Here is a 15,873-nt window from a genome sequence, read left to right on the forward strand (position 1 = left end):
CGGGTGAAGATTAAAAGATGAGTTCTATGGATTCCAGCTGTGGAACTGTCTTTTTCTGAAAACCGGTAACACGGAGGTCTGCCAAGCGCCGGTCCGGATGGAGCGCGATGACCGCCAACAGCTCAAGATAATCTCTTGTCAAGGTTTCGATCGATTTCATAGAGAACAAGACGGTGCTGTATTCAAACGATCCCTTGAGCTCGCTATCTTCAAGCTCCATCGTTAAAGACAGATCGAATTTGGCCGTATGGTGCTCCATGGCATAAGGCCGCACCGAGATGCCGTCAATCTCTGCATTACCGGATGCACTCTCGGCGAAAGCAAATACGAAATCAAACAAAGGATTGCGGCCCGGATCGCGGCGAATACCCAGCTTCTCTACCAATTCGGCGAACGGATATTCCTGATTCTCGAACGCCTCAAGCGTATTCTCCCTTACTTCATGGACATATTCCCGGAAGGTAAGCTCCTTGCGCGGATGGTTCCGCAGGGCCAGCGTGTTGACGAACATTCCGATCATCGGCTCCAGCTCCCCTGATATTCTTCCGGCCACATGGGTCCCCAGAACAATATCTTCATAGCCGCTGTAGTGGGAGAGCAGAACCGTATAGGCTGCCATGAGCGTCATGAACAGGGTGCTTCCATCGCTTGCGGCCAGCTGCCGCAGCCCTTCCGTTACCGCGGAATCCACCTCGAAAGAGTGCCGGCCCCCCTCGTAGCTTCGCAGTGCAGGCCGGGGGTAAGCAATCGGAAGCTCCATTCCCCGGAGCTCACCGGACAACGACTTCAGCCAGTAAGCCTCTTGCTTCAGGTACTGCTCGCTTTGCATTCTCTCACGCTGCCAGGCCGCATAGTCTTTATACTGGACCGGCAGCGGCGCAAGCTCTTCCCCCGCGTACAGCCGCAGGAAGTCCCGCATGACGATCTGCATGGAAACGCCATCCGAAATGATATGGTGCATGTCCACGATCATGAGGTGCTTCCTGGTCTGCTGAGCGGCCAATCCTACACGAAGCAGCGGCGGCTTCGAGAGATCAAACGGACGGATAAACCGGGAGATCACCTCCTGCATTTCATGGGCATCCTGCTTCCACGGAATCCGCTCGATTTCGAAAGGCACCTCCGTATAAATACGCTGCACCACTTCTTCCTCATGGATGTCAAACCCGGTCCTCAGCGTTTCGTGACGCTCCATCAGCTTCAGGAAAGTGGAGCGTATCCGGTCCACCTCGATCGGTCCCGTGACCTCCAGAACGTGCGGCATATTGTAGACATCCCCTTCGCCCGACATCGTGCTCACGGTATAAATCCATTCCTGCGCAGCGGACGCCCTATAATATTCCTGGTTCGGCAGAACGGGGATGCCCGCGTACTCGGCCTGCTGCGAGCTTTCAACAAGAACGGCTAGTTTTTCCAGGGTCGGCAGCCGGAAAATTTCGCGCAGAGGAAGGGCAACCCCCATCTCCTTTTGAATCCTTCCTGCCATCGAAGCAGCCCCCAGCGAGTCTCCGCCGATCTCAAAGAAATCCTCCTGGACGCCGACCCGTTTCAAGCCGAGCACCTCCTGCCAGATCTCTGCGAGCTTCAGCTCAACCGGGGTCCGCGGCGCAGTGTAGCCTGATCCGCTATCCTGGAGCTCCCCCGGATCCGGCAGCGCCTTCCGGTCTACCTTGCCGTTCGCGTTCAGCGGCAGCTCCTCCAGGAACACATAGGCTCCCGGCACCATATAGGCCGGCAGCTCCGCCGCGAGATATTCCCGGACAGCGGCCACCGTCAGCTCGCCCGACGGCACGATATAGGCGCACAGATACCGCTGCTCCCGTCCGTCCAGCCGGGCCATCACCACCGCTTCGCGGATCCCCGGGTGCCGGGCCAGTCGGCTGTCGATCTCGCCCAGCTCCACCCGGTAGCCGCGGATCTTCACCTGATGGTCCTTGCGGCCCAGGAATTCCATGTTCCCGTCCGGCAGCAATCTCCCAAGGTCCCCGGTCTTGTACATCCGTCCCCCTCCCGGGAGGAACGGATCAGGCAGGAACGCCGCCGCCGTCTTCGCCTCGTCGTTCATATATCCGCGGGCTACGCCCACGCCGCCGATATACAGCTCGCCGACCACGCCCCACGGCACCCTCTCCAGGTCGTCGTCCAGAATGTAGAAGGCGTTGCCCCCGATCGGCCGGCCGTACGGGATGCTGCTCCAGTCCGCGCTGACTTCCATGGCCGGATAGTAATTCGACCAGACGGTCCCCTCCGTCGCTCCCCCCAGCGAGATCACTTCCGCTTGCGGGAACAACTGCCGGATCCGACCAGGCAGCGTGACCGGAATCCAGTCCCCGCTCATGAAGACCAAACGCAATCCGGCAGGAAGCGACTCTGACTTTGCGGAACCTTCTTCCAGATGATGGATAAAGTGGTTCATCGTCGTCGGCACCGAATCCCAGAACGTGACCTCCTCGGCCTCCATCAGCCTTAGAAGCGCCCCGGGGTCGAGCACTTGCTCGCGTTCCGCCACCACGACGGTTCCCCCCGCCGCCAACATCCCGAAAATATCGTAGACGGACAAGTCAAAACACATCGAGGTGATGAACAGCAGACGGTCTTCCCCACCGACCGCAAACCGCCGGTTGATCCAGGAGACCAGGTTGACGGCGCTGCGGTGCTCGATCATCACGCCCTTCGGCGTGCCCGTGGAGCCGGAGGTGTAAATGATATAGGCCAAATCGCCGCTGTCCTTCGCCAGCTGCAGCGGTTCGGAACTTTCCCCGGCGATCCCCTCATCCTGCATGAGGATGACCCGTTCATGCCCAAGATCCGGGTAAGCACGGTCGGCCAGTACCGCCGCAGCTTCCGCGTTATGCAGAATATACGCCTTGCGGCTCGGCGGGTAATCCGGATCGACCGGCACGTAAGCCGCCCCTGCCTTCAGGATGGCGAGCATCCCGGTGATCATGTCGGTTCCGCGACCGGCCACCAGGGCCACATGATCCCCGCTGCGCACACCGCGCCGCGCCAAATGCCGCGCCAGCCGGTTCGACTCCGCCTCCAGCCGCGCATAGGTCAGCGTTCGGCCTCCATGCCGAACCGCCGCATGGTCCGGCGTTCTTGCCGCCTGTTCCTCGAACAACCCGTGCAGCGTCTTGCCCTCCGTGTAGGCAGCCGCAAGCTCGTACGCCGGAGCATTCCATTCGCGGAGCAGCCGGTCCCCCTCCTCCGTCAGGATCAATGCCCCGCTGCCCAGAATCGGGTTCGCCTCGTCGCACAGCTCCTCCAAAATCCGCACATAGAGCGTGAATACCGTCTCCATATCCCGGTCGTAGAAGTAGCTCGGGGCATACTTGATTTGGACATTCATGTGCTCGCTGCTCCGATGCACCTCGACATCCAGCAGCGTGTTGGTCATCTCGGCACTTTCCATTTCAAGCCCCGCCGCTTCCTCCGGGCGGNGTAGAAGTAGCTCGGGGCATACTTGATTTGGACATTCATGTGCTCGCTGCTCCGATGCACCTCGACATCCAGCAGCGTGTTGGTCATCTCGGCACTTTCCATTTCAAGCCCCGCCGCTTCCTCCGGGCGGATGCCGTCACCTGCCGTACGGAAATTCAGAACATGGAAGTCCGTATAGTTGAACAAGGTGTCGAAAATCGGGTTAAGGGACGGATCGGATCTTTCTCCGACCATCCGTGCAATATCGCTAAGGAACACTTCATGGGCCTTCATCCGGTAGAGGGTATCCGCCACCTGGCGAAGCAGCTCCTGCTTGGCCTCCCTCTTGCCGATGCGCAACCGCATCGGAAGCGAATTCAGGAAGCATCCGAGTATGCGGTCCCCGTCGTCCACAGCCGGACGATCATGGGAAACGACGCCGGTCACGATATCCTCTTCGGTCGTGATGACGCGCAGCAGGTAGAGATGGGCACCGAGGCACAAGTCCCTCACGGTGCAGCCATAAGCTTTGGCCCCCTCCTCCAGCTTGCGTACGAGCCCGGATTCCACCGTTTTATTGATAATGGCGCTTGGCGCCGTGCTTGAGCGCGGTTTGCGCGCAATATTGAACGGCAGCTTGCCGCGCGTGCAGCCGGCGAGGAACTCTCTCCAGAATTCCGTCGTCTTCCCGTCCGCTTGCTTGTAAGCGTTCATCGCCACGTATTCCTTGTACGAGCTGCGGAGCGGAGGCAGCTCGAAGGATCGCGGAAGGGCATCCTGCTGTGCAGCGGCGAGCCGGTTGTACAGTTCCATAAACTCCTGCTGGAACACAGCCACGCTCCAGCCGTCGAGCGCCGCATGATGGAAGGACAGAAGGATCACCGCTTCCTCCGCTCCAATCCTGAACACCCGAAGCCTCCACAGCAGCCCGTCGTCCGTCAAATATTTGTCGGCCAGGTCGGCATGCCGCCGCTCTTCCATATACTGCCGCTGAGCCTCTACCGGCAAATGCATGATGTCCTCTACCGACAGATCCGGCTCCACCTGCTTGTACACCAGCTGAAGAGGCTCGGAGAACCGTACGGTATCGAACACGGTCCGGAGGATGGCATGCCTGCCCATCAGCGCGAGGGTGGTTTGCCGGATCAATCCGGCATCCAGCCGGTGAATCCGCGCGGTGAAAAAGAACTGGTCGTGATAGATCGGCTCATCCGGCTTCAGCTTTGAGTAATAGACCATACTCTGCTGGATTTTGCTCAGAGGATAGAAATCCTCGATTCCCTGCAGCAGGTACCGCTGCATCGCCGGTTCATTCCGGAACCGATCCTGGAGTGCCTTGATGAGCCCCAGCCCTCGCGCCATCTCCTCTGACCCGCTGCCGCTTCCGGACTCCTCCATAAAGCGGGCAAACTCGCCGATGGTTTGGTAGACATACAAGTCTTGCAGACGGGCCTGAGTCCCGAACACCTGATGAATCCGGTTGGACAGGCGAATCAATTTAATCGAGTCCCCGCCCATCTGGAAGAAATTGTCCTGGGTCCCTACTTGACCCGCTCCAAGCACCTCGCTCCAGATCTCCGCCAGCTTCCGCTCCGTGCTGCTTTGAGGCGCCACATAGGCTTCCGCCCTTGCCGCCGCCGTGTCGGGAACCGGCAGCACCCTCCTGTCCAGCTTGCCGTTAGGCGTCAGCGGCAGGCGTTCCATGGCGACAAAGTAGGCAGGAATCATATACTGCGGCAGTCTCTGGGCCAGATGTGCCCTAAGCTCATATCCCGTCATCTCGGCCTGGGCAGCAACGTATGCAACCAGATAGCTCGTCCCGGTTTCATCGGTCCGGTCGATCACGACCGCTTCCCGAACCCGCTCATGGCGCAGCAGAGCTTCTTCAATCTCACCCGGCTCGATCCGGTTGCCCCGGATCTTGACCTGGTGGTCCATCCGGCCGAGGTACTCCACATTCCCGTCCGGCAGCCAGCGGGCCACATCGCCGGTGCGGTACATCCGCCCTTCCCCTGTGAACGGATCGTCTACGAACTTCTCCGCTGTAAGCTCCGAGCGGCCCAGATACCCCCTGGCGAGGCCGACCCCGGCAATGCACAGCTCGCCGGGGATGCCTGCGGGGAGCAGATGCAGGTTCTCATCCACCACATACAGGCGGATATTGTCAATCGGCTTTCCGATCGGAATGCGTTCCAGCCCCGGTGTGCAATCGAACGAAGTGACGTCCACCGTCGCTTCGGTTGGCCCGTACAAATTCACAAGCCGGATGCCGTCTTCGCCAAGGCATGCGTAGAACCTGTCCACAAGCTGCTTCGGAAGCGCCTGGCCGCTGGCAAACACTTGCTTCAAGGAAGCCATGCCCTGTACCACATCCGGGTGTGCTTCCAGATAATCCAGGAACGCTCCCAGCATAGGCGGCACGAAGTGCATGGTTGTCACCCGCTGCTTCGCAATGACAGCCGCGATGACAGCCGGATCCTTCTCTCCTCCCGGCGGCAGGAGGCACAGGCCGGCGCCGTACCAAGACCACCAGAACAGCTCCCATACCGACACATCGAAACTGATCGGCGTCTTTTGCAGAACGAGATCCCCTTCGCCGAGTCCATACTCCTTCTGCATCCAATGCAGCCGGTTGATGACCGAACGGTGCTCAATCATGACGCCCTTCGGCCGTCCGGTGGAGCCGGACGTGTAGATGACGTAGGCGAGATGGTCCGGTCCGCTAACGGGTATCGGATTGTCCATGGGCTCATCGCTGAAAACATCGCCCTGCAGATCAAGTACGGTACCGTCGAACGCGTCAGCTGCCTCAACGGCCAACTGCCCGGTCAGCAGCACCTTCGTCTCGCTGTCCTCCAGAATGTAGCGGATACGCTCCGCCGGATACGACGGATCGACCGGCAGGTAGGCCCCTCCCGCCTTCAAAATACCGAAGATCCCCACCATCATATCGAGCGTGCGTTCCGTCATCAGGCCAACGATCGTATCTGCCTGAACGCCGCAGCCCCGAAGCTTGTTCGCAACCTGATTCGCTCTGGCATTCAGCTCGGCATAGGTCAGCTTCCGGCCCTGCTCATCGGTTACGGCCGCCGCATCCGGTGTCCACGCCGCCTGTTTTTCGAACAAGGCATGGATCGTTTGCTCACGCGGGTACCCGGACTCCGTCCGGTTGAATACTTCCAGAATTTCATGCCGCTCCGGGGTCGTCATGATCTCCAAATCTTTCAGGAGCCCATCCGGCTCCCTCACCACAGACCTGAGCACCTCAAGAAAGTGGGTGGCCATACGCTCCGCAGTTTCCCGCTTGAACAGCCGGACAGCATACGCAAGACTGCCTTGCAGCCCGCCCTGTTCTTCCGTCAGCGTAAGGGTCAGGTCGAATTTGACCACTCGCGAATCGATCTCATAAGAGCTAAGGACAAGTCCCGGAGCCGGCAATTCGTCCTGCTCCATATTCTGAAGCACGAGCATCACATCAAATAACGGGCTGCGGCTCAAATCCCTGCGCACCTGCACCCGTTCCACCAGCTCCTCGAACGGATAGGCTTGATGGACGAACGCTTCCACCGCCCGCTCCCCTACTTCGGAGAGGAAGGCACGGAAAGACTTGCCGCCTTCCGGATAGTTGCGCAGCGCCAGTGTGTTAACAAACATGCCGATGATAGGTTCCACGTCGGGATGCTCACGGCCGGCCACCGGGCTGCCCACCACGATATCCGGCTGCCCCGAATATTTGAACAGCAGCACATTGAAGGCCGCGAGCAGCGTCATGTACAGCGTAGTTCCCGTCTCCCGGGCCAGCTCCTGCAACCTCTTAAGCAGCCCCTGATCGATCCGGAAGGACACCGTATCCCCTTCGAAGCTTTGTGCAGGGGGACGGGGGCAGTCCGTCGGCAGCTCCAAGACCGGAACCCCATCTTGGAAGCGGTCAACCCAGTACTGCCGGTGCAGCTGCATCGCGGGCTGGGCTATAAGCTCCTGCTGCCAGACCGCATAGTCTTTGTATTGAACGGGAAGGGGCGGCAGTTCTTGCCCCTGATAGTATTGAATAAACTCCCGGGCCAGAATATTGAGCGACACGCCGTCCGAGATGATATGATGCATATCGAAGAGCAGCAGATGCCGGTCCGGCTCCAACCGGACTAGCCCGGCCCGGAGCAGCGGCGCCTGAGACAGATCGAACGGCCGGATAAAGCCGCGAAGGAGATCCGGCTCCGCCTGATCCATCACCGGGATGGAAAAAGCGGAGAAAGGCACCGCTTCATAGATCCGGGCCATGACATTCCCGTCCTTCATTTCGAATCCGGTCCGCAGCGATTCATGACGGGCGATCAGCCGCTGGAGGGCCTCCTGGACCCGGATGCGGTCCAATGGACCGTCCATCTGCAGAGCCCCCGGCATGTTATAGCTCAGCCCGCCGCCATCCAGGTGACTGATCAGGTAGATGCGCTTTTGGGCGGAGGAAACCGGATAGTACTCTCTCTCCTCTGCAAGGGGGATCGGGGTATAACCGCTGCGGCTTGCAGCGTCGATCACCCGGGCCATGCCTTCAATGGTCGGATACCGGAACACCTCTCTCAACGGGAGCTCCATGTTCAATTCTTTGTAGATTCGTCCGATTAAGCTGGCCGCCAATAAGGAATGACCGCCGAGTTCAAAGAAGTTATCCCTCACTCCAATGTCCTGGCACTTTAATATGCTCTTCCAGATTTCCGCAAGCCGGTCTTCGGTCTCATTGCGCGGAGCCACGTACACCGCTTCGCTCTGAACCGCATGCTCCGGCTTAGGCAGCGCTCGGCGGTCCACCTTGCCGTTGACCGTCAGCGGCAGTCTGTCAAGCTGTACGATGAAGGACGGGATCATATAGGCAGGCAGTTCCTCCGCCAGCGCGCTTCTAATTTCTCCCGAGGTGAGCCCGGATTCTGCCACAACATACGCGCATAGGTACTTCGCTCCCTCTTCATCGTCGAGCGCCAAGACGACCGCCTCCGTTATGGACAGGGTATCCAGTAACCGGGATTCCACCTCGCCAATCTCAATCCGGTATCCCCGGATCTTCACTTGATGGTCCATGCGGCCCAAGTATTCCAACGTGCCGTCCGGCAGCCATCGCGCCAAATCGCCTGTACGGTACATCCTTTCGCCGGGCTGAAGCGGATGATTTACAAACTTCTCGGCCGTCAGCTCGGCACGGTTTACGTACCCCCGGGCGAGACCGGCCCCGCCTATGCACAGCTCCCCTGCCGCTCCTACAGGCTGCAGTTGCCCGTTTCGGTCGATAACGAAGATGCTTGAATTGGCTATAGGTCTGCCGATCGGTGGCAGGTTCGGGAGAAGCGGATCCTTGCCTTGCATCCTGTGGGAGGTCACCACATGGGTTTCGGAAGGACCGTAATGATTGTGCAAAGTCACCTCATGCTCCAACAAATAAGCGCGCAGGTTCGGATGAATCACCAGCTGTTCCCCGGCCACGACAATATGCCGCACACGGCCTTGGGAAAGCGTCTCCAGATACCGCTTCTCCGAAGCCAAATATTTGAGATAAGCGGTTGGAAGGAATACGATATCCGCGCCGGTTTCCACCACAGATTCGACGAACTCCCTCGGCTGCCGCTTCCGGTCTTCTCCAACAATATGCAGCTCGGCGCCTCCAAGAAGCGCAGTGAACATCTCCTGATAGCACACATCGAAGCCCATCGCAGCAAATTGAAGAACCTTCGAAACCCCCGCTTCCACAGGGATGCTTTCCTGCTGCCACTGCAGCAAATTGATGAGGGTCCGGTGCTCGATCAGTACACCCTTGGGGGTTCCCGTGGATCCCGACGTATAGATCACATACAGGGCATCGCCTGAGCTGGCACCAATGGTCAGATCCGAAGCCGGCATACTCCTCGAACGGGAGATGGCCTCCTCCTCCGCTACTGCCTCTACATCGCCCAGAACGGCCTCCGGCAGGGAAAGCTCCGTCAACACAAGTGCAGGTCTACTATCCCTCAGCATATGCCGTATACGTTCGGCCGGAGTAGACGGATCGATGGGGAGAATAGCCCCGCCTGCCTTTAACACGCCGAACACAAACTGAATATAACGCACGGACCGGGGCAGAAGCAGAGCAACGATCCTGTCCGGTCCGATGCCCTGGCTCTGAAGAAAGTGCGCCAACTGATTCGACTGTTCATTTAGCTCGCGGTAGGTCAAGGCTTCCCCGTCCGAGACCACCGCAAGGGCATCCGGCGTCCGTTCCGCCTGCTCCCGGAACAGGGCATGAACGGTCTTCTCCTGCGGATAAGGGACTGCCGTGTTATTGAAAGATTCCTGCTGCAGGAGGATCTCCTGCTTCGTCATCAGCTCCAGGTCGCCGACAACCCGGTGCGGGTCGTTCACCACTTGCTCCAGGATGTGGATCAGGTGTCCGGCCAATCTCTGCACAGCCGTATCCTCATAGACACTGCCGTTGAATTGAAATTGAACCGTCAGCTCTTCGCCCGGAAGCACGATGAGGTTCAGATCATAGTTGGTTTGCTCCCGCACGGTAAAGCCCCCAAATGCCAGATGGGCATCCGGTTGTTCCCCCATTGGGCCGAGTCCTTCGGTCAGCGGGTAGTTCTCGAATACAAGAATGTGATCGATCAACGCTCCATTCTGCGGAACCTTGGCCTGGATCTCGTACAGCGGATAAGCAAGGTAGGTTTGGGAACTCAGCGCCTGCTCCTGCGTTCTGCGCATCACTTCAGATATGCTCTCCTCCATCCGGCACACGATGCGAACAGGGATCGTATTGATACAAAGACCGACCATCGCTTCAATCCCCGGAATTTCCGGCGGTCTTCCCGAGACTACGCTCCCGAATACCACATCCTGCCTCCCGGTATACATTTGCAGCAGCACAGCCCAAGCGGTTTGCAAAAGGGTATTCATCGTCACGCCGTTACGCTGGGCGGTCCCGTTCATCCGCTCCGTCAAATCCCTGCCAAACCCGGCTTTGTACACTCTCGGATCGTAAGTGGACTGCTGCGCTTCATCGGGAGTCCGCTTCGGCAGGGACGACGAACCTTCATACCCCTCAAGGCAGGCCATCCAGTACTTCTCCGCCGCTTCCATGTCCCTTTGTTCCAGCCATGAGAGATACCGGTGATACGGCACGGCCGGAGGGAGTGCGGGTTCGTTCCGCTTGAGATAACAGGCGTATAAAGTGAAGAGCTCGCGGAAAATCAAAGGCAGACACCAGCCATCGAGAAGAATATGATGATGGCTCCACAGCATTTGATATGTCGCGTCTTCCTTGCGCAGTACGGTGACCCGCATCAGCGGATCCCTGCTGAGCTCGAATCCTCTGGCCCGGTCCCGGGCGATCAGATCATCTATATACGCAACCCGCTCTTCCTCGTTCATGCCGCGGATATCCTCATACTGGAAGCTGATCTCCTTCGTCCGGAACACCACCTGCACCGGTTCTTCCCTTCTGCCGCTGTAGAAGTTCGTTCTCAGCACATCGTGCCGCTCGATCACCGCATTCCAGCTTCTGCGGAGGAGCTCGATGTCCAGGCTTCCCTGCAGCTTGAGACTGACTTGTTCTACATAAGTTCCGGGCTGGCCGCCGAGGAGAGAATGGAACAGCATGCCTTTTTGCATCGGTGTCAACGGGTACACATTTTCGATCTCACCGAAAGGCCGGCACTGTTCCGTCAGCTCCGCTACCTCTTCCAGCGTCATATCCTTGATTAACAGATCACTCGGTGTTAATTCGGAGTAACTCCTCTCCATGCAGTGGCCAATCACTTCGCGAAGTGCCGTCTGCAGCCGTTCAGCCAAGCGCTCGATCGACGTACTGCGGTACTGCTTGGAGCTGTAGCTGAGCGTTAGCGACAACCTGCCTGAAGTGACCGCGCAGTGGATATCCAGAGCGTACGGTCTTTCGGCATTCCCTCCGACCAGGCTGCCGCTGGAATAAGGCGATAGTTTGAGATTCAGCCCATGATTTTGCAGATCCTGATCGAACTGCCCCAGATAGTTGAAGCTGATCTCCGGTTTGGCGCAGAACCCCCACTTTTCTTTGCCCGTGGATAAGTACCTCAGGAGGCCGTACCCCACGCCCTTGCCCGGCACGCCCCGCAACTGCTCCTTCACCTTCTTGATCTGCTGCGAAAGGGGAAGCTCCGCTTCGTTCCTCAATACAACAGGGAAGATGCTCGTAAACCAGCCTACCGTTCTGGAAATATCGGTATCCTGAAGAAGGGCCTCTCGGCCGTGTCCCTCCAGATTGACCATGACTTCCTTGTGCCTGCTCCATTCCCCGACAGCAATTCCCAGCGCCGTTAACAGCAGATCGTTAACTTCGGTATTGTAAGCCCGATGCGCTTCTTTGAGCAGAAGCTCCGTTTCTTCCACCGTCCATTGGACCGTGAGAGCTTCGCTATCTTGAACCCGCGAGACCTCCTGCTCCATATCTTTGGGCAGTGCTTTAACCGGAGTGCGGTCCACCTCCTGCCAATAAGAGAGCTCCTCCAGCAGAGAATGAGAGTCCGCATAGGCCGTAAGCTTGTCCGACCAGACTTGGAACGAATCGGTTTTGAGCGGCAGTACCGGTTCCACACCGAGAAGAGCCTGCTCATACCCTTTGGCGAGATCTTCGAGCAAAATCCTCCAGGAGTACCCGTCGATCGCCAAATGATGGATGACGATGAGCAAATGGTCGCCATCCGCACATTGAAACAGCGCCAGCTTCATCAAAGGACCGGCACACAGGTTGAAGCCGCCCTGCAGCTCCGCCGCCTTCGCTTCGATGGTGTTCTCTGCAGACGCTTCCCCTCTGCAATCGATCACCTCCAGCGTGAAGAGATCCCCTTCCTCTGCGCTCCGAATCCACAGCGTATTCCCCTGTCCATCCTGCCTCATGATCATGCGCAGGGCATCGTGATGCGTAACGATCTGCTGCATGGTTAGACGCAGTGCAGCTTCCTCGAATCGTTCCGGCCGGAACAAGAAAAGACTCTGGTTATAGTGATGGAGAGAATCTTTCGTCAGCTCCATGAACCTTGCGATCACAGGCGTCGGACAGACCTCGCCGGAAACTTCCCTCTGATCAGCCAGCCGGGTGACCGGCGTTAGTCTAGTGCTCATCTGCTCCAGCGTCGGATAGTGGAATACATCCTTCATTTCCAGCTGATAGCCGGCGGGATACAGCTTGGAAATCACTTGGAGGGATTGGATCGAATCCCCGCCCAGCTCAAAGAAGCTGTCCTTGACGCCGATTCTCTCCGTTCCGAGGACCGACTTCCATATCGAAACGAGCAAATGCTCCTCCGGCGTCCGGGGCGCCGCATACTCCACACCGGTCTGCCTGTAGCCGGCGGGTTCAGGCAGTGCTTTGCGGTCGAGCTTGCCGTTAACGGTTAACGGCATGCCGGGCAGCTGGATCAAATGGGCAGGGATCATGTGCCCCGGCAGTACAGCCGTCAGGCGGCTTCGGATTTCACTTGAAGCAAGCTCCCGGGCCGCCACGTAATACGCGCAGAGCTGCTTCTGGCCCCACTTGTCCTCTCTTGAGATGACCACCGCTTCCCTCACATCATCCACTTGAAGCAGCTGTGCTTCCACTTCACCGAGCTCGATACGGTAGCCGCGGATTTTGACCTGGTGATCCATCCGGCCGATGTATTCCACATTCCCGTCCGGCAGCCATCTGGCCAGGTCGCCCGTCCGGTACATCCGCTCCCCGGGCTCGAAGGGATTCTCCACGAATTTCTCTTCCGTCAGCTCCGGCCTGCCCAGATAGCCGCGTGCCAGTCCAGTGCCGGCGATACAGAGCTCTCCCGGTACACCGATCGGCTTCAGCTGCCGGTCTTCATCTACGATGTACAGCCGGGTGTTATCGATCGGCCTTCCGATCGGAATCCGCTCCAGCCCCGGTATGCAATCAAAATAAGTCACATCCACCGTAGCCTCGGTCGGACCATATAAATTCACCAAAGCCGCCCCGTTGCCGCCGGCGACGCGATAAAAACGATCCACCTGCTGCTTGTGCAGCGCTTCGCCGCTCGCAAATACCCGCTTGACGCCGGCAAGCTCCTCCGGGTTCCCCGCCGTTTCCATATGCCCGAGCCAGGCATTCAGCATGGAAGGCACAAAATGAAGTACCGTGACTCCGTAAGCAGCAACGGCCTGTGTAAGCACGGCCGGGTCTTTCTCGCCGTCCGGCTCCAAGAGGCACACGCCGGCACCGTAAAGTGACCACCAGAACAACTCCCATACGGAGACGTCGAAGCTAAGAGGCGTCTTCTGCAAGATTACATCATGGGCGCCCAGCGGGTAACGTTTCTGCATCCAGGCCAAGCGGTTGACCACGGCCCGATGCTCAATCATGACCCCCTTCGGCCTTCCCGTCGATCCCGAGGTATAGATCACATAAGCGAGATCTTCCGGGCCGCCTGCCGGCTCAGGATTCCGTGCCGGAAGGCCGCCATCCGCTTCATCGTTCAGTTCCAGTACGATCCCTTCGAAATGGACGCCATCCAGGGACTCGGCCGAACCGAGCAGCAGACCTGCCCCGCTGTCCTCCAGCATGTAGCGGATGCGCTCCTGCGGATAGCCCGGGTCAAGGGGCAAGTAGGCAGCGCCGGCCTTCAAGATGCCATAGATGCCAGCCAGCATATCCAGCGAGCGGGGAGCCATCAACGCAACCACGCTGCCGGACCGCACGCCTTCAGCTCTGAGCTTCCAAGCCAGCCGGTTCGCCCTCGCATTGAGCTCCCGGTACGTAAGCTTCTGATCCTTATATACGGCAGCCGTTGCATCCGGCGATCTCACCACCTGCTGTTCGAACAAAGAAACCACCGTTTGGTCCGAAGGATAAGGCGTCAACGTTTCATTAAATTCATGAAAAATCCGCTGTCTTTCTTCCTTATGCATGATCTCGATATCCTTCAGCCGAAGCTCGCCGTTCTTAAGCAGCTGATCCATAAGGAATTGAATGCGCTCATTCATCAGGATAATCTCTTGTTCTGTGAACATCTCTGTTTTGTAGTCGTACATGAGAATGAGCTTCCGTTCATGTCGCTCCCCAATCAGTAACGTCAGGGATTCGGTTTGCTGTCCGGTATGATGCCAGTTGGTCACAATAGGGATTCCGTTAAGCTCCGGAATGAAGCGGTAGTTCAGGAAATTAAGGCCGTATTCGAACAATTGATTCAGTTCGGGATGTTGTTTTTTAAGTGAAGGAATCAGGAGGTCATAGGGATATTTCTGGTGAAAATAGCAGCGTTTGAGTTCATCGTGAACGGAGCTGAATAGCTGGCGGAGAGGCACGTCGGTATCACTTGTGAGTCTGACAGGCATCGTGCTCGTACACATCCCGAACATAGCCCGCTCTTCCCTGCTAGACCGGTTGAATACGGGCGTACCCAATACTAGATCGGTACACTGCTGCACTTGGCTGAAGTAAATATAGAGGACCGTCATAAAAAAGGAAGGAATTGAAATATTGTTCTCTTGAATGAATTTCCGTACGCCTGCATCCTGCTCATCCGAGAGGACAAAGTAACTTCTTCTCGCAGCGGTGGAATCGCTCGGAGCGGGGAGCCTTTCCGGCAGCGGCGTGAAGGTTTTCTGCCAAAAGTTACTGCTCTTTACCCGCCGGCTGGAGTCCAGATAGCTCCGCTCGCTCTCCATATACCGCAGGTAAGAACCTTGGGGAGCGGGTGATTGAGGGAGCTGATCTTCACCGTCCGGCTGGAAGACAGTCCGAAGGTATTCATTCCAGATATAGTCAAGGAATAAGGTTGTCGACCAGCCGTCCGCAATGATGTGATGAAACTTCGCTATAAACCCCCTTCGCTCTCCGATTTCATAGAAATAAAATTTGAACAATTCACAGTTGAACAGGTCCATCTGGAACGCTTCCTTGCGGGATGCGAGAGCTTCCAGCGGATCTTCAGCGCCTACCGGCCGGTCGAGCTGCACTCTTTCCACCGGCTGCAGATCCGCCTCATCGTCAATATACTGTCTGATCTCACCGTCCACCAGGATCAACCGGATGCGCAGGCTATCCTGATTCTCGATAAACTTACGGATGGCCTGCTCCATGACATCAAATCGGACGGCTTGTTCGGTCTCGCTGCTGATCACAATCAGATTCAAATTCGACTGGGGATATTTACTTTCCGTATACCAAATTCGGCTCTGCGGATGGGTTAGGGGAAAAAGCGTTCTTCGTTTCAAACGGGTCATTTGAAGCATGCACTCCCTTGTTTTTCGAATATATCATCTTATGGGTCAAGATGATCGAAAACCATTGTTTCTCATATTTCTCTTTTTTTGGGTGATATTAATTAATGTAGCATATCTTTTATATATAATCTACTTATGCGAATTCAAAATCTAGCTGCTTGTGGTTTGACACTGCGGGTGGGCAAGCACAAATTGATCAATCTTTGGGCTGAGTTTAAGAGTAACTTA

At 57.4% G+C, this 15,873-nt stretch carries 2 protein-coding genes; both read right to left on the reverse strand.

The genetic code is table 11. The features are described 5' to 3' along the window. Positions 1-10 precede the first annotated feature (10 nt). Positions 11-3,412: an amino acid adenylation domain-containing protein gene (locus AC6RNO_RS02315; protein ID WP_497104397.1), complete on the reverse strand. Its 3,402-nt coding sequence runs from the start codon at positions 3,410-3,412 to the stop codon at positions 11-13. Next, the gene (locus tag AC6RNO_RS02320; RefSeq protein ID WP_497104398.1) at positions 3,394-15,654 is read right to left on the reverse strand and encodes an amino acid adenylation domain-containing protein; all 12,261 of its coding nucleotides are present in this window, start codon (positions 15,652-15,654) and stop codon (positions 3,394-3,396) included. The genes AC6RNO_RS02315 and AC6RNO_RS02320 overlap by 19 nt, the downstream gene beginning before the upstream one ends. Between the last annotated feature and the right edge of the window lie 219 nt (positions 15,655-15,873).

Source organism: Paenibacillus sp. sgz302190 (assembly GCF_059820445.1).

Coding starts and splice junctions, on each gene's coding strand:
- AC6RNO_RS02315 (WP_497104397.1), bottom strand. CDS start 3,412: ATGGAAAGTGCCGAGATGACCAACACGCTGCTGGATGTCGAGGTGCAT.